General features: G+C 58.0%; 16 protein-coding genes. 7 read left to right on the plus strand and 9 right to left on the minus strand.

Annotated elements, in window-relative coordinates:
• Positions 1-26: 26 nt before the first annotated feature.
• The 6 genes from IMCC20628_RS02950 to choX form a co-directional block, all read right to left on the minus strand.
• Positions 27-980, minus strand: a complete 954-nt coding sequence (locus IMCC20628_RS02950; protein WP_052766270.1) for a nucleoside hydrolase — start codon at positions 978-980, stop codon at positions 27-29.
• 214 nt (positions 981-1194) lie between these two features.
• On the minus strand, positions 1195-1992 hold the full coding sequence (locus IMCC20628_RS02955) for a HugZ family protein (RefSeq protein ID WP_047028968.1): 798 nt from the start codon (positions 1990-1992) through the stop codon (positions 1195-1197).
• A complete protein-coding gene (locus tag IMCC20628_RS02960; RefSeq protein WP_047028969.1) occupies positions 1964-2725 on the minus strand; it encodes an SDR family NAD(P)-dependent oxidoreductase in 762 nt (253 codons plus the stop codon). Before IMCC20628_RS02960 ends, IMCC20628_RS02955 begins: the two co-directional genes overlap by 29 nt.
• A 50-nt stretch (positions 2726-2775) precedes the next feature.
• On the minus strand, positions 2776-3837 hold the full coding sequence (gene choV / locus IMCC20628_RS02965; protein ID WP_047028970.1) for a choline ABC transporter ATP-binding protein: 1062 nt from the start codon (positions 3835-3837) through the stop codon (positions 2776-2778).
• Entirely contained in the window at positions 3834-4688 is an 855-nt protein-coding gene (gene choW, locus IMCC20628_RS02970) for a choline ABC transporter permease subunit (RefSeq protein WP_047028971.1), read from the minus strand. The genes choV and choW overlap by 4 nt, the downstream gene beginning before the upstream one ends.
• A gap of 66 nt (positions 4689-4754) precedes the next feature.
• On the minus strand, positions 4755-5672 hold the full coding sequence (gene choX, locus IMCC20628_RS02975; protein ID WP_047032206.1) for a choline ABC transporter substrate-binding protein: 918 nt from the start codon (positions 5670-5672) through the stop codon (positions 4755-4757).
• Positions 5673-5928: 256 nt separating this feature from the next.
• Between choX and IMCC20628_RS02980 the strand changes: the two genes are divergently transcribed.
• The 7 genes from IMCC20628_RS02980 (at position 5929) to IMCC20628_RS03010 (ending at position 13825) form a co-directional block, all read left to right on the plus strand.
• Positions 5929-6519, plus strand: a complete 591-nt coding sequence (locus IMCC20628_RS02980; protein ID WP_047032207.1) for a thymidine kinase — start codon at positions 5929-5931, stop codon at positions 6517-6519.
• Between the two features lie 138 nt (positions 6520-6657).
• Positions 6658-7056 carry a cytochrome c family protein gene (locus IMCC20628_RS02985; RefSeq protein WP_047028972.1) on the plus strand — a complete coding sequence of 133 codons (399 nt, stop codon included), beginning with the start codon at positions 6658-6660 and terminating at the stop codon, positions 7054-7056.
• Positions 7057-7252: 196 nt separating this feature from the next.
• On the plus strand, positions 7253-8341 hold the full coding sequence (locus tag IMCC20628_RS02990) for a hypothetical protein (RefSeq protein ID WP_047028973.1): 1089 nt from the start codon (positions 7253-7255) through the stop codon (positions 8339-8341).
• 29 nt (positions 8342-8370) lie between these two features.
• On the plus strand, positions 8371-9516 hold the full coding sequence (locus IMCC20628_RS02995) for a hypothetical protein (RefSeq protein ID WP_047028974.1): 1146 nt from the start codon (positions 8371-8373) through the stop codon (positions 9514-9516).
• Between the two features lie 4 nt (positions 9517-9520).
• Positions 9521-11437, plus strand: coding sequence for an AAA family ATPase (locus IMCC20628_RS03000; RefSeq protein WP_047028975.1), 1917 nt, complete (start codon positions 9521-9523; stop codon positions 11435-11437).
• On the plus strand, positions 11434-12735 hold the full coding sequence (locus tag IMCC20628_RS03005) for a DUF6638 family protein (protein ID WP_047028976.1): 1302 nt from the start codon (positions 11434-11436) through the stop codon (positions 12733-12735). Before IMCC20628_RS03000 ends, IMCC20628_RS03005 begins: the two co-directional genes overlap by 4 nt.
• Entirely contained in the window at positions 12728-13825 is a 1098-nt protein-coding gene (locus IMCC20628_RS03010) for a DUF2333 family protein (RefSeq protein WP_047028977.1), read from the plus strand. Before IMCC20628_RS03005 ends, IMCC20628_RS03010 begins: the two co-directional genes overlap by 8 nt.
• Before the next feature lie 64 nt (positions 13826-13889).
• Here IMCC20628_RS03010 and IMCC20628_RS03015 read toward each other — a convergent pair whose 3' ends face one another.
• From IMCC20628_RS03015 to IMCC20628_RS03025, 3 genes are all read right to left on the minus strand, one after another.
• On the minus strand, positions 13890-14351 hold the full coding sequence (locus tag IMCC20628_RS03015) for a PAS domain-containing protein (protein ID WP_052766271.1): 462 nt from the start codon (positions 14349-14351) through the stop codon (positions 13890-13892).
• A gap of 38 nt (positions 14352-14389) precedes the next feature.
• On the minus strand, positions 14390-15124 hold the full coding sequence (locus tag IMCC20628_RS03020) for a LuxR family transcriptional regulator (RefSeq protein ID WP_156174387.1): 735 nt from the start codon (positions 15122-15124) through the stop codon (positions 14390-14392).
• A 123-nt stretch (positions 15125-15247) separates the two neighbouring features.
• Complete coding sequence (locus IMCC20628_RS03025; protein WP_047028979.1) at positions 15248-15709, minus strand: Lrp/AsnC ligand binding domain-containing protein; 462 nt, start codon at positions 15707-15709, stop codon at positions 15248-15250.
• Positions 15710-15737: the final 28 nt, after the last annotated feature.

A 15737-nucleotide genomic window follows, 5' to 3' on the forward strand; every position in this document is an offset into this window, starting at 1 on the left:
TGTCACCGGGTCAATTGCCTAGGTCGTCACGTCGCATGCCTGGTCATGACCATCATGTAATCGGCCAGGAACATCTCGGGATCGGTGTCGACCATCACCATATGGTCCGGCCTGCCGTCAAAACAACGGGCGCGGCTCTGGGTGCCGCCGGGCTGGAACAGGGTCTGGCCGATTGCCGGGCCATCGGTGACCACGGCAAGTGCGCCTTTCTGCAGCCTGAAGGCGCCGGGCACGGTCAGCCACGACAGTGCCATCACGTCATGCGGCACGCAGCCGCCAATTCCCATATGGGAGCGATAAAACCGGGCATAGAACTCGGCCATGGCCGCAAGCGGCCCGCCCAGAGCTGGCGATTCCCGTGCAAGCGCCTGCATGAAGTCGGGCGTGAACACCACCGGCATGGTGCAATCGAGCGGAGCCAGAACCAGCGGCCAACTCGCGGCCAGAACCATGTCGGCGGCATGCGGGTCGTTCCAGAAATTGGCCTCCGCCATGGGCGTGACATTGCCCTTGTGGTGAACCGCCCCACCCATGACGACGACCGCCTTGATTCGCGACACCACACCGGGGTCGCGTTCAAGCAGCCGGGCCAGGTTGGTCACCGGCCCCACCGCGCACAATATGATCTCGCCGGGATAACGTTTGGTGGCCTCGATGATGTAGTCGACCGCACCAAGCGCATGCTTGCTTCGATTTGAAGCCGGAATATCCACCTCGCCAAAGCCGTTGCGGCCGTGAACCAGATAGCTCGGCTCATTGGCAGGCATGGAAACAGGGGCTGTTTCACCCTCCGCGACGTCGATATCCGAGCCCCAGAGATCAAGCAATGCCAATGCGTTACGGGTCGCCTCATGGGTGCGGACATTGCCGAAGATCGTCGTCAGCGCCAGCAATTCGATTTCGGGATGAGCGATGGCGTAGGCGATGGCCATGGCGTCATCAATACCCGGATCGGTGTCGAGGATAATCTTGTGTCTCATCTGCAGCCCCGTTTAAGTGCCCGAAGCAATGCCACGGCGGGCTGCGGGCTGCAAGCCAATCGGTTGCAACGCAAGGTCGGTGCAAGTTTAGGCGCGCAATGTCGCCAGCGACCGGCGGCATGGCGGGGATTTCCCTGCTGTCGCTAGACGGACGTCACTCCTGTCGGATGACGTCCGTCTGCTTTTCAGAGCCAATTGAAACGGCATTGCTGTGTCAGGCTGTTTTTGCGCGGCGGGCCATTTCCACAAGATACGGACGCAAATCCGATGCCTTGGAGAGCGGCGCATCATAGTCGATGCGCAACAGTTCATCGCCATTGGCAAGGTCCAGGCCGGCACAATCCAGTCCGCAGAGCTTCCAGCCTGATTTTTTCGATTTGCCGAAGACCCTGGCAAAATTGTCCACGGCGTCGGCATGGTCAGCATTCATATGCGCTATTGCGCCGGCCTCCATCTCTGCAACATCGGCGATCGCTGGCGATGTGATGAGAATGTCGGACGCTTCCAGGACGAAGGCTTTTCCAAAGCCGCCATTGAGGCTTGCCGAGTGCGGCACCATCCGGAAAAAGGCGAAATCTCCGAAATCAGCATAGAGCGCCGCCTTTGGATGGCGGGCAATGAAGCGGGCGCGCAGGCGGGCATGGGCAGGATCGTCGCGTGCCACACGTTCGGCCTGTGTCCGCACGGTGATGCGCGGATGTGCCAGCGGGTCACCCTTGCCCGGTTCGCCAAACAGCAGTGACGCCCTCGGGTCGGCGAGCAGCGCGGTTGTGTGAACCGACAATCCCGAGACCAGGATCAGCGGCGTCCCGTCAACATCGGTGCCGGTCAGAACCCGGCTTGCGAAGGGGAAGCCGGTGTCAGGTTCGAGCACACCGATGGCAGCAAACCGCGCGCCGCGAATGAGGCGACGCGCCAACTGGCGGGCCTCCTCATCGGTGTCGCGGATGATCTTGACCGGCTCTTTCACAGTGCCGGTCGCCCTATTTCGGCGCCATGCGGATGGCGCCATCCAGACGGATTGTCTCGCCGTTGAGCATGACATTGTCGATGATGTGCATGGCCAGCTTGGCGTATTCTTCCGGCTGCCCCATGCGAGATGGGAATGGCACCGACGCGCCAAGGCTATCCTGGACTTCCTGCGGCATGCCAAGCAGCATGGGTGTTGCGAAAATCCCCGGAGCAATGGTCATGATCCTGACCCCGAGACGGGCGAGTTCGCGGGCAATCGGCAGCGCCATGGCATGGACGCCGCCCTTGGATGCGGAGTAGGCGGCCTGGCCGATCTGGCCGTCAAAGGCTGCAACTGAAGCGGTCGAGATCACCACACCGCGTTCGCCGTCCGCAAGCGGCTCAAGCTTGGAGGCGCGGTCGGAAAACAGCCGCAGCATGTTGAAGCTGCCGATCAGATTGACTTCGACAACCTTGCGGAAAACTTCGAGATCATGCGGACCCTCACGGCCGACGACGCGGACTGCGGGAGCAATGCCGGCGCAGTTGATCAGGATCCGGGCTTCGCCAAAGGCTTCTGCGGCTTCCGTCAGCGCCGCATCAGCTGCTGCGGCATTGGAGACGTCGCAGGCGATGGCCTTGCCGCCGATTTCGGCGGCCACTTTTTCAGCCTGGGCCAGATTGATGTCCAGCAGCGAGACTTTTGCTCCAGCGGCTGCCAGTGCCCGCGCGGTCGCCGCACCAAGGCCTGAGCCTCCGCCGGTTACGATGGCGGCTTTGCCCTTAACGTCCATATTCAATTCTCCTTGACTGAATCAGATTGATTGTCCGACGTTCATCACTCTCAGCGGCGATGCTGTGTCAATCCGCGAACGATGTCGTCGGAGGTGATGGAGCCTGTCACAACGCCCTTGTCAATGACACCGATTGTCCCCTCGCGCTTGGTCAACGCGTCCATGACGTCGGAAAGAGGTGTATCGGGGGTGACCGATGCCGACAGCGGCGATTGGCCGCGTGCGGCATCCGGTTTGCCAGGTGTCATGACGTCTTTCGCCGTCAGCATGGCAATAGGGTTCATGTTGGCGACAAAGTCCTGGACATAATCATTGGTCGGCGAATTGACGATATCGCGCGGGGTGCCGCACTGGATGATGCGGCCGCCTTCCATGATGGCGATGCGGTTGCCGAGCTTCATGGCCTCGTCGAGGTCATGGCTGACGAAGACGATGGTCTTGCCCAATCGTGACTGAAGTTCGAGCAGTTCGTCCTGAAGCCTTGTCCGGATCAGCGGGTCGAGCGCCGAGAACGGCTCATCCATCAACAGGATCGGCGCGCCGGTGGCAAAGGCGCGGGCGAGGCCGACGCGCTGCTGCATGCCGCCGGAGAGTTCAGCGACCATCCGTTCGGACCAGTCCGACAGACCGACGAGTTCGAGCTGTTCGGCGACCCTCTTGTCGCGCTCCTTTTTCGGAATTCCCGCAATTTCAAGGCCAAAACCGACATTGTCGGCAACCGAACGCCAGGGCAGCAGGCCAAATTGCTGAAACACCATAGACACGGTGTCCATTCGCAGCTGCATGAGCTGTTTGTCGTCACAGCCGCCGACATCGAACGTCTCGTCGCCGCAATGGACAGTCACCTTGCCGCGACTGATGGGGTTGAGGCGGTTGATGGCGCGCAGCAGCGTGGATTTGCCGGAACCCGACAGCCCCATCAAAACCAGGATTTCGCCCTCGTTGATGTCGACGGTGCAATCGTGCACGCCGAGCACATCACCAGTCTCTTCCTGGATCTCGGTGCGGGATTTGCCGGCGTCGGCGAGCGCCAGGCTTTCGGCGGTGTTGTCGCCGAAGATGATGGAAACGTTTTCAATGCGGACCGAGCCGCGATCAGCATCAAGGCTCATGACGTTGCTCCAATGCGAACCCGGCAGATGCGGTCCAGAATGATGGCGAGAATGACAATGGCGATGCCGGCTTCAAGCCCAAGCGGAATGTTGACGGTGTTGAGCGCGCGGACCACCGGCTTGCCCAAGCCATTGGCACCGATCAGGGCTGCGATAACGACCATCGACAGCGACAGCATGATGCATTGGGTCAGGCCTGCCATGATGGTCGGCAGCGCGGCGGGCAACTCGACTTTCCGGAGCAATTGCTGCGGCGAGGCGCCAAAGGCCATTCCGGCCTCGACCATCGGTCGGGGGACCGAAGTGATGCCCAGATAGGTGAGCCGGATCGGCGCCGGCGAGGCAAAGATGATGGTGACCAGCAGGCCGGGAGCAAGTCCGAGGCCGAACAGGATCAGAACCGGGATCAGGTAGACGAAGGTCGGCATCGTCTGCATCAGATCGAGGACCGGCTGCAAGATGGTGTAAAGTCTGGGCCGGTGCGCCAGCCAGATGCCGATCGGCACGCCGATGGCCATCGACATGAAGGCGGCGGAAATGACCAGCACGAGGGTTTCGACGGTTTCTTTCCAGAGACCCTGATTGATGATGAACACCAGTCCGAGAATGATGCCAAGCGCCAGTTTCCATGACTTCTGAATGCGCCAGCCGATCAGCGCGATCACCAGAACAAGAACCAGCGACGGTAGCCATAAAAGGCCGTCAATCATGCTGTCGAGGACGAATTTGAGCGAGTCTGCGATGGCATCGAAGATGAACTCGAAATTGTCGGTGAGAAAATTGAAGAAGCTCTTTCCCAATTTTCCGACCGGAATTTTCCAGGCCGTAATGAAATCCGTCATGAAATCCATGTCATGTCCCCCGACGCACAATTCAGTCCGGGGCCGCTTTGGCAGCCCCGGACCGTTGTGTCATTATTACATGCCGAGCTTGGCAGCGACAGCCGCAGCAGCATCGCCGCCGTCGAATGTGGTCACGCCTGCAAGCCATGGCGTTACCGCATCCGGATTGGCTTTCAGCCAGGCCAGACCAGCTTCGTTGGCATCTTCACCCTTGAGGATGTCGTCCATGATCTTGTTTTCCATCGACAGCGTGAAGGAAAGATTCTTGACCAGGGTTCCGACGTTCGGGCATTCGGTGGTGAAACCGGTGCGCACATTGGTGTGCACGGTGGCGGCGCCAAAACCGGAATCGCCCATGCCATCCAGATAGGCAATCGACATTTCACCCATGATCGGATGCGGGGTCCAGCCGAGGAATGCGATCCATTCTTCGTTGCGGATTGCCTTTTCAGCCTGCGACAGCATTCCTGCTTCCGAGCTTTCGACCAGTTCAAAGCCTTCCAGGCCATTGGCAGGGTCGGCGATCATTTCGAGAACGATGCGATTGCCGTCATTGCCGGGCTCGATGCCGTAGATCTTGCCGTCGAACTTGTCCTTGAACTTGCCGATATCGGACAGGCTCGTGACGCCGCCTTCAGCGGCATAGGTCGGCACAACCAGGCCGTAGCCGGCGCCGTCAAGGTTCTGGGCAATGGTTTCAACCGAACCATCGTCGAGGAACGGCTGCACATCGGCGGCCATCGACGGCATCCAGTTGCCGAGGAAGACGTCCATGTCCTTGTTCTTCAGCGACTGGTAGGTCACAGGCACGCTGAGCACCTGGACTTCTTGGGTGTAGCCCAGAGCGTCAAGCACGACGCCGGTGACGGCGGTGGTGGCCTGAATGTCGGTCCAGCCGACATCGGCAAAGCGGACGTTCTTGCAAGCTTCAGCATCGGCTGCGTGGGCAGTTGCGGTTCCGGCAAGCAGAATTGCTGCGAATGTAAGTGTCATTTTTTTTATCATATTCGGTATCTCCCGTGTTCCGATCGCCGAAACAACCACCTATGGACCGTGAACTCAAGCCGAAAACCGGCCATATTTCGCGCCTGGGAGCAAAAACGGTTGTTGAAAGCGCGGCCAAGGGGTGGAAATAGACCGCGCCGGTTGGCAAGAGGCTATGAACCAGTGGCCTGAAGGCTGCGTTGGTGCGGAACCGGAGCCTGAAGCGGGGCATTTATCTGAACCGGATGAACAGCGGGAGCCGGCCTTGGCCAAGCTATATTTCAGCTACTCGACAATGAATGCGGGAAAATCGACGCTTCTGTTGCAGGCGTCCTACAATTACCGCGAACGCGGCATGCGCACCGTGCTGTTCATTGCCGCCTTCGATGATCGCGGCGGCGCCGGGCGCATTGCCTCGCGGATCGGGCTGGATTGCGAGGCGATCCCGTTTCGGCCGAATGACGATCTGTTTCAATCGCTCAAGGAACTGAAGGCGGATGGCGAGATTGCCTGTGCCTTCGTCGATGAAGCGCAATTCCTGACCGAAGCTCAGGTCTGGCAACTGGCGCGGGTGGCCGACCGGTTGAATGTCCCGGTGATGAGCTATGGCTTGCGTACTGATTTTCGCGGCAAACTGTTTCCGGGCTCCGCAGCGCTTCTGGCGATCGCAGATGAACTCAGAGAAGTTCGGACGATCTGTCATTGCGGGCGCAAGGCGACGATGGTTGTGCGCGTCAATGACGAGGGCAGGGTGATCCGCGAAGGCGCCCAGATCGAGGTCGGCGGTAACGAGAAATATGTGTCCTATTGTCGCCGTCACTGGGATGACGTGATGGGGCAAGAGGCTCCGGAGTAGCGCCATTTTCAATCGGTTTTGCGGTTTTAGAGGTGGTTGACAAAGCCTCGTCCCGACATATCTGCACCATCGTCTCATTGCTCTTGCAGCGTCTACGTAATAGATATGGCCAACCTAATACCCGAATGGAGACTGAACATGCGCATTTCCCTTTCCACACTGCTGGGCGCCGTTATGGCCGCTGGCCTTCTCGCTCCTACGGCCGCCTTTGCTGATGGAGACGCCCACAAGGGTGCCAAGATTTTCAAGAAGTGTGCGGCTTGTCACACAGCCGAGGAAGCGAAAAACAAGGTCGGCCCGCATCTGGTCGGCATCGTCGATCGGCCGATCGCTTCGGTCGAAGACTATAAATATTCGCCAGCCATGGTCGAACATGCGACCGAGGTTCCGACATGGACCGTTGAGGCGCTGGATGCCTATCTGCGCAACCCCAAGGGTGTGGTCAAGAAAACCAAAATGGCGTTTGCCGGCCTGAAGAAAGATTCCGATGTTGCCGACGTCATTGCCTATCTGAAGGATCCCGCAGCGGCTGAGTAAAGCCTTGCGACAATAGAGACGTTGAAAGGCCGCTCCCTCCGGGGCGGTCTTTTATTTTGTTCTCACGATACCTACGTTTTGCACGCTTGATGTTTGCGGTGCCGACAACCGGTGCTACAAACATCTCAACGCCCGGACCAAGCGGGCTGGATGGATCAGCGCTGGACACCGGCGCACGAAAACGGGGAAGCCGGGCATGGCCAATATCAAGAGCTTTGACGCTGAAATTGAAAAAACACGCTCCGTCGTTGACGACATGCGCTCGAAGATCGAGGCTTCGGGTGTCGTACTTGAAAAGCTTTCGGAAGCGGATGCTGAACTAGGCGATCCCCAGTTCGACATCGAGAATGCCCGCATCCAGGACGTGTTGCGCCAGCAGCGCATGATGGAAACCAATATCGCCGACCTGATCATCGGCCTCGAAGACGCGACCAACGTCTTTGGCTCGGAATTTGAAAGCATGAAGGGTTTCTCCGGGATGGAGAGCTTCATTGCCTTGTTCTCGAAAGCACGGGCGCAACGGATGCGTTCGGACCGCGTCAGGAACATGTCCCTGTCGGGCAATCTGCAGGAGCTTTTGAAGAAATCCGATACCATCACCGGCATCCTGACAGACCAGAAGGATATTCTCGACAACCGCTACAAGACCTCCGAGGCAAGTCTGATCAAGGTGATCGAGCGCCGCAAGGTGACCATGGCCAATCTGGAAACCACGCAACAGCGGATCGAGGAACTCAATCCATTGTTGATGGACATTGAAAACCAGATCGCAGCCTCGACAGACCAGAAGACCCGCACCAACCTTGAAAGCGACCGCTCGAAACTTGCCACCGAGTATAATCAGCGGCAGGCCAAGGAGCAGGAATTGCTGGCTGAAAGCCAGACACTGGAACGCTACACCTCGATGTTCCAGACATTCGTGGATTCACTCAACAACCAGATCGCGGCGCAGAACACGCTGATCAACAAGCTCACCATCGACACCGAGCAGCGCATCGTCCTTTACAAGGCGCTTGAGGATTCGTTGAAGACGGCTGCGCAGCAGGATGTGGCGCACAAGATCAACACGCTGGGCAGCCGGGTCGATACGGCGGCGGAAGAAACCATGGCCGGCATTGGTGCAGCTGCGCAGACCCACATTGGCGATCTTCTGGAGATGCATGAGAAAAACATGCTGTCGACGCAGGATATCCAGCGCCGCAAGCAGCTTGCAGATGATGCGTTTGCCCGACGGTTCTCCGAGGTTCTGGAGAAACACAACTCCGCCAATTACGTGAAACCGTAAGCGAGCAGTGATGAGATCGGGAACCGGCCATGCGTGCTGACACCGGCGCCGCCAAATCATATTTCAGATCGATGCACGCGGCGTTGAAGGGCTTGCGTGTCTATCTCTCCGACGACAAGTCGCCGCTTTACGCTCATGGTCTGGTTGGCCAGGTGATCATCCCCTATGTCGATCGTCTCGAGGCGACATTCTCGGCATGGGAGAACCGGGTCGGCTTTATCGAGCGGTTCAGGATCTCGCGTGCCGACAGCGGGTTTCCGGTGTTTCAGAATGTGCTGACGCTGGAGAATGACCGCGCCACGGCTGAAGAGCGGCTGGCGGCCATGCCGGACGTCGAAACCCTGAAGGCGGAAATGGCCGACTTCATTCTCCGCCACAAGGCATTTCCTGCAGCCCTTCAGGAGCAAATTGCCGAACGGCTGTATCTGGAGGAGATTGGCAAGGATGCGGTGTTCGCGCCGTTCATTCTGCCTGAAACCATCCGCGTCTCGATCAACCCCAAGACCGGTCGACCGTTTTATGTGGTTCATTGGGGCGTTTTCGACGGCAGCCAGACGCTGCCGATGGTCTACATGGCGACCATTGAGGATTCGAGCGAATCCATCGCCAAGATGCTGGTGGGCAAGGATGGCAAGCTTAACCCCGATGTGGATATACCGCTGCCGGTGGGTGGGCTGCTCAACCCGGAATTTGCCCGCGCCTTTGACGCCTCGGCGGAAAAGAATGGCGCCTATTCGCTGTCGCCGGCGACCATTGCGCAAAATCTGGACGCGGATTTTGAACATCTGCACCCCAAGCAATTGCGCCGTTTCGTGCTGGGACCGTTTTATTCGGCTGGCGTAACCGACAACTCCGACCGGATCTCGACGATCCTGTCGAAGGTGCGCAAGGACGAGAACGCCTGGCTTTTGACATGGACCTTGCAGGAGGTCTTTTCCAAGTCCGAACGTCCGGCCAAACACGGGTTGTGGAGTTCCGAGCCGGCGCGCGACATCTATCACATCGAAACCGACGATCTGGAAGCAGCCCGGCAGGGCGTGAGCGCCTATCAGAAACACGCACTTGTGCCGCACGAAGCCTATCAGGCGCTCTATGCCTCGGGGGAGGCGGAAAGCATTTTCTCCGGCTTCACCGTGCATGTGGTGTCGGGCAACCAGATCATCAGCGAGGTATGAGCTCATGAGCCAGACGACGGGGCTGACAACCATTTCCGAGGAAGATATTGCCCGGCATCAAGCGGTGGCGCAGGCGATGGTCACCCGCGTTGTCGTGCTTGTTGCGCAGGATGGCGGGTCTTCAACGCCGCTTGCGGGCACCAACCGGCGGTTTGTTTCCACCGTATCGACCCGTGGCATGCGCAGAACCCGCGAGATCGAACTCGGCAAGACCATCCAGGCGATCCGCGCCAATGATCCGATGTTGTCGATCCCGCAGCACACGTTGCTGTTCAGGACCCGGCGGGGAATTGCCGTGGCGCTGGCTGTGGCGGAGCTGTTCGCGCAGCAGACGGATCTCGAAAGTCTGCAGTCACGCAATACCGGCGCGCCGTTGCAAGGCGAGGATGCCGAGCGCTTCAAGCGCTTGCTTTCGGCCTCGGCCTATGTCGCCGCGTTCACGCTTTCGGCCTATATCCTGCAGACGGTCGATGGCGAAAGCGAGCCTGCCAATGATACTGAAGAACCGGATTTTCAGTTTGATACGCCGCAGGATGCGCTGAAATCGATCATTGCAGCGCTGGACGAGGCGGTCTCCGGCGCGCCTGACGAGATCGCCATGACCTCTCGGGCACGCGCGTTGGCCCGTGTTGCCATTGAGGGGCTTATCAGCCGGCGTGCCCGGTTTGATGCGCTGAGCAGTTTCGCGCAATCCCATCTGCGGCTGGAAACCGACAACTTCACGCTCGACGGTTTCGACGTGGCGCCGGGACAGCGCCGCAAACCTCTGGTGATGAGCTTCAAGAAGCCCAACGAAATCATCGGCAACCATCTGGCCAAGCATCAGGCAATGCGCCTGGCGCGGATGGTGATGGCCTATGATTTTGACCGACAGCTCAATCCGTTTGTCGAATTGGGCGGGTTCCTGTTCACCTTCATCGGCGATGGCGCGCCGGGCACCGGCAAGACCATCCTGATCCAGATGCTGGCGGGCATGATCAATGATTATTGCGAAGTCGCGGGCTATCCGTTTCACTACGAGAATTTCGGTGTTGACCAGATTTCGTCCTATCAGGGCAAGTCAGGGCAGAACTGCAAGGCGTTCGTCGACAATGTGCTCAACCCGCGCGCCATCGGTTTCGGCACCATCGACGATATTGATCAGGTTGCGGCCAAACGCTCCGATGACCGCGCGTCGGCCGGTCAGCAGGAAGTCACTGCTGTGCTGATGGAAAGTTTCGCCGGCGCCTCCACCGTGGTGCGCGGCAACTGCAGTTTCGGCATGTTCTCCAATTACCCTGAGAATGTCGACGATGCGCTCAGGCAACGCGCCGGCGCGCGCTGGCTGGTCGACGGACCGCAATCGCTTGATGATTACATCGACATTTTCGCGCTTCTGGCGGGCAAGAACCACTCGATTCCACTGGGATCGCATGATCTGTTCGCCAGCCAGGAAATCAAGCAGGCTGTGGCGCGCTCCTATGACGGCCACGACAAGCCGCAGGAAGAGGGGCTGCTCTCTGTCTGGGAACGCTTCGAGAAAGAGAATGGCAAGGTCAAGACCATTGCCGACATCGGCGACTATCTGCACCGGATCAAGCTGGCCGAGCCGCGCTTTACCGGCCGGGCGATCAAGAACATCACTGACGCGATCAAGATGCGGGCGATGGACATCGATTTGCCGGACGAATGGTTCGAGACCGCCGAGGCTTTCATGCACAAGCCCTATGACGACAAGATTGCGATGGTTTCGGAACTGCGCAAGCCTTTCACCATCGACATGGTGCTGCAGGAGATCAACCGCTACGCTGATTCCGAATTCCGTTACACCGACCGCTCGGACGCGACTGCCGTCGATGACATCATTCGCCGCGAACGGCAGCGCGAACGGGCGATCCGGGAGATCGAGACGATGAAGCGGGACGGGCGTTGGCAACAATGAAGCGGCTGGTCGACAACGAACTGATCTATGGCCGGTTGCTGCCGATTGACGAGCCACATCTGGTGGCGCGCTATAACAAGGCGCTGCTGGCTTTCGGCTTGAAGCCAACCATGCTTGAGAGCTTCCGCATCGACATGACCGGTTTCTCGCCCGAAATTGCCGAAGAACTTGGCGATGTTCAGTATCTCGATCCAAATGGCGTCAACCGCCGGTTTATCATTCTGACACCGGAGCAGGAGAACCTGCCGGTGGTTCACACCCAGTTTTCAAACACCGCCGGGCTGATGCATCAGTTCTTTGACGGCAATCGTCGCGCTGTTCATGCGGTGACGATCAAGGACGCGTTGTTTGGCGAGATCGAAGAGCCGATCGATGTGGTGACCGGGGTCGAGGACCTGCTGTCGATCAGTGAAATCCGCTTCCGGGTGATGTCGGCTGAAAACATGCTGGGAAAAGCCACGGAACTGCGCGGGCTGGTCGACCAGCTCAAATCCTCCAGGAACGGCTGGCGTGATGACGTCATGCTCAACCGGATGGTCGAGCTTGCGCGGGAGACTGGCGACATCCGGCAAAACGCGCTTGTGCCGGACAAGCTTGTCTTTCCGCACAATTCGTTTTGGGCCAATCATTTCGGTGGCGTGTTCATCTTCCGTGATGACCGGACCACGACAGTGATTTGCGACAGCCATGCGCCGGGCTTCAGGCGATCTCGTCCCTGGGAAGTCAGCTACATAGATATTGCCGACCACGCGCGGATTTTTGACTATCTGTCTAAGACCGGACGGCTGCAATTGCCGCGCGCTTCATGGGTTGAGCCGTCCGGTTTCTTCGCTCACCGGGCAGAAATGGCAGTCGACGACCTCATTCGCCGGATCGATCCTTCCGTTGATCTTGCCGGAACCGACAGGATCTGGCTGCAGACGTGGATGCACAACAATTCCGCGCTGATTGCCGAGGAGGGAGTTTATCCTTTTTTGCAGGAAGCGATGCGCGAGGTGGCTTCCACCGGACAGATCAAAATGCGAGAGGTGCGGGCCGATCGTCGGTTGATGCTTTGTCGTGCGATGCCGGATCATCCCGATCAATGGCTGATAAACCGGCTTCTGGCACGATTGGCGCCGTTTGACTTTGTCAGTCGCTTCGTCTTTGACAAGCACGGGTTTTATGAAGCCTATGAAGGCTATTCCGAGAGCTACCGCGCTCATGTTGTGGATGTGCTTGGGACAACCTATCTGAATAACAAGGCGGCGCTCAGGTCGCGGCTTTACGGACTGGAAGGATACCAAAACGATGTTTGACCCGGTGATTGAATTTTTCGAGCGTATTTTCAACGCGATCGGCCGGGCCGTCGGGGTGGTCATCTCGGTAATCTTGTGGCCGTTTGTCACCGTGGCGGGATGGTACCGGCGCCGCGGCTTCATACTCAAGGCCGTCGTTGGCGGAATTCTTGTCGTCTTCGTCGGGCTGTACGGTTATTTTTTCTGGCAAACCCAGGTCTGGACCGGCTTTGATCCGGAATATCCTGGCAAGCGCGAAAGCTTCGCATCGACGCCTGGCGTCAAGATTGCTGACGGAACCTGTGCGCCTTCGGCGATGGTGTCGGTGACGTCGGACCTGATCGATTTCAACGTCAACCAGAATGCCTGGATCTCATCGATGATCCTGTACAAGTCCGGCCTGTTTGGGGTGGATTGGGATCACACGCCGTATTTTGACAACAAGGCCGCGTTTCAACGTGGCGTGAATCAGGCGATCCGCCGCACAACGGTCGAGTTTGTCGACACACTCGGGCGGGTGCGTGGCACCAGCCAGGTTGATGGCGACCTGCAGGATGCCCGCGGTGCCATGCAGTTTGACGAATACACCTGGTATTTCGGCGTTAGCCCGTTTGGGCCGAAGACACCGACGCCCTCATTCTATCGCACAGCGATTGATTACATGCAGGCGTTCAATGCCCGGCTTGCCTCATGCGATGCCATCTTTGACGCGCGCACCGACAATCTCGTCCAGTTTCTCGACCGCATAGCCTCCGATGTTGGCTCGACATCGGCAATTCTAAGGGATCGTTCGGAGAACTACAATGGCGGCTGGTTCGACACCCGTGCCGATGACCGCTTCTGGTTCTCCTATGGCCAGCTCTATGGCTATTACGGGATCCTGAAAGCCACCCGTGAGGATTTCCGCGATGTGGTTGTTCAGCGCAACCTTGGCCAGCTTTGGGATGATATGGATGAGCAATTGTCTGCGGCGCTGAAAATTCAGCCGTTCATCATTTCCAATGGCAACGAAAGTGGATGGATCATGCCGACGCATCTGGCGACCATGGGATTTTATGTGCTCAGGTTCCGTTCGAACCTGGTCGAGATCCGCGGCATCCTGGACCGCTGAGCGAGAAAGCTGCTTTCGGCTCCGCGACCTTCACCCTGGGCACTTCGTGGCCAGGGCGGATGCTTTAACCAGTGGATGGCTTGGTCATGATGCCAACCGTTCGGACGTGGTCGAAAACCTCCTCGACCATGCCGTAAAGCTCTTCGCGGCCATCGTCGGCGATGCGAAAACGACCGACTGTGCGGACAAATTTGTGACCGCCCTGGTCGTTCTTGAGCCGTAAAACATAATGAAATCCGGTTTTGTCCACAGCCAGGCGTTCGAACAGTTCCAGCATATAGGGCAGGTCGTCGGGATGGACCGTTGCATTGGCCAAGGGCAAGTCGACAGGTCCCTTGGTAAAGGGCAGGCCAAAAATCGTGAAGATGTCGCTCGACCAGAACACATGACCTGTCTCCAGATCCGCGCGCCAGTATCCCACCGTGTGCTGGCACGACATGAGGCCGACGATTTCCGCGTCGCTAACCCGGATATGCTCCATATCCTGTGCCGGAGTTTCCTCATCCGTGAATTCGAACCTGACCACAATGACCTTCCCCGACAGGGTTGCCGAACTGAAGCGTTCTAGCTGATAAGGCGCAACCGAAGCGCCTTGGCGACGAGTTGCGTCCTGTTGACACAATCGAGTTTGCGCATGGCGCTGTTCATGTAGGCGTTGACCGTGTGATCGGACAGCGAGATGATTGCAGCAATCTCGGCCGAAGTTTTTCCATGTGCCGCCCAATGCAGAACTTCAAGCTCACGCGCCGTCAGCACACTGCTGACGCTTAGCGTTTTGCTCTTCAGATTGGAAAATGTGTCATAGGCGTGCATGACAAATATGCCCAGTTCTCCCATTTCCGCGTGGGTCAGTTCTGATCTGTCGCCAAGGAAACCAATGGCGGCGCGATCGCCGGAGAAACCGTGCACGGGGAAATACACCCCAAAATTCATTTTGTGACGAACAAACAACTGCAGCGCAATCTCAGTTTCGTGCAGTGGCCTGTGTCCGCCATCCGTCTCCGCACACCAGGAAAGAGGAGCGGTCGAGCGGCGGAGAGATGCAAAAATCGGCGAGTTTTTCAAAAGGCCAATGGAGTCGTAGGCCTCGATAAATCCGGCTGGCAGATCCGACAGCACAATCCTCGGTGTCAATTGATCCTCGACCGCCGTGGGGATGTCCACGACCAGAAACCCCTTGTAATCAAACTTGGCAGCGAGCGTGCGCAGAAATCCGGCAAGTTCAATTTCGGTCTTGACTGCGCCCAAGCTGCGGAAAAGAGCTTCATGACCTTTCATCGATAGTAAGCCGTCATTCAATACATATCTCCGCGTTCCTTGATATGATATTACGATTATTCGTCAACCGATACCACTGCTGAGGTAGTCGGATACCCGTTTAATTTGTGATATCAAATCTGGTAAGGGGCATGGGAATGCACCTCAAACCGGTATTTTGTCGGTGTTCTTGACTTCTTCCATCACCGGGTAAGTGTGCGTTTCGCGTACACCTGGCAATGATAGAATTACGTCGGAAAGAAACGCCCGATATGCTTCCATACCTTTGACGCGAGCCTTGACCAGATAGTCAAACCCTCCCGCCACCATGTGGCACTCCATCACATCGTCCGATTTTCGAACAGCTTGTGCAAATGCGTCGAATACATCCGGCGTCGTCCGGTCGAGTTTGACTTCAACGAATACGAGCATGCCGCGGTCGAGCTTCTGGGGAGATAGTCGGGCGGCATAGCCTTTTATGAAGCCATCGCGACTCAGCCGTTTGAGGCGTTCGGCAGTCGCCGTGGGAGAGAGGCTGATTTTGTCGGCCAGCTCCAGGTTGGTGAGCCTGCCGTCATCCTGCATGGCACGAAGGATCTTTCGGTCAATACGGTCGATTTCCCTCATGGAATCCCCATAATAGTGCAAAATCGTA

The sequence above is a fragment of the Hoeflea sp. IMCC20628 genome, from assembly GCF_001011155.1.
Lineage (GTDB): Bacteria > Pseudomonadota > Alphaproteobacteria > Rhizobiales > Rhizobiaceae > Hoeflea.

Bases quoted from the DNA above. Each gene is read 5' to 3' on its own strand.
- IMCC20628_RS02985 (WP_047028972.1), top strand. From the start codon at position 6,658: ATGCGCATTTCCCTTTCCACACTGCTGGGCGCCGTTATGGCCGCTGGC.
- IMCC20628_RS03010 (WP_047028977.1), top strand. From the start codon at position 12,728: ATGTTTGACCCGGTGATTGAATTTTTCGAGCGTATTTTCAACGCGATC.
- IMCC20628_RS03025 (WP_047028979.1), bottom strand. From the start codon at position 15,709: ATGAGGGAAATCGACCGTATTGACCGAAAGATCCTTCGTGCCATGCAG.
- IMCC20628_RS02990 (WP_047028973.1), top strand. From the start codon at position 7,253: ATGGCCAATATCAAGAGCTTTGACGCTGAAATTGAAAAAACACGCTCC.
- IMCC20628_RS02955 (WP_047028968.1), bottom strand. From the start codon at position 1,992: ATGGCGCCATCCGCATGGCGCCGAAATAGGGCGACCGGCACTGTGAAA.
- choV (WP_047028970.1), bottom strand. From the start codon at position 3,837: ATGAGCCTTGATGCTGATCGCGGCTCGGTCCGCATTGAAAACGTTTCC.
- IMCC20628_RS03000 (WP_047028975.1), top strand. From the start codon at position 9,521: ATGAGCCAGACGACGGGGCTGACAACCATTTCCGAGGAAGATATTGCC.
- IMCC20628_RS03005 (WP_047028976.1), top strand. From the start codon at position 11,434: ATGAAGCGGCTGGTCGACAACGAACTGATCTATGGCCGGTTGCTGCCG.
- IMCC20628_RS02950 (WP_052766270.1), bottom strand. From the start codon at position 980: ATGAGACACAAGATTATCCTCGACACCGATCCGGGTATTGATGACGCC.
- choX (WP_047032206.1), bottom strand. From the start codon at position 5,672: ATGACACTTACATTCGCAGCAATTCTGCTTGCCGGAACCGCAACTGCC.
- choW (WP_047028971.1), bottom strand. From the start codon at position 4,688: ATGGATTTCATGACGGATTTCATTACGGCCTGGAAAATTCCGGTCGGA.
- IMCC20628_RS02995 (WP_047028974.1), top strand. From the start codon at position 8,371: ATGCGTGCTGACACCGGCGCCGCCAAATCATATTTCAGATCGATGCAC.
- IMCC20628_RS02960 (WP_047028969.1), bottom strand. From the start codon at position 2,725: ATGGACGTTAAGGGCAAAGCCGCCATCGTAACCGGCGGAGGCTCAGGC.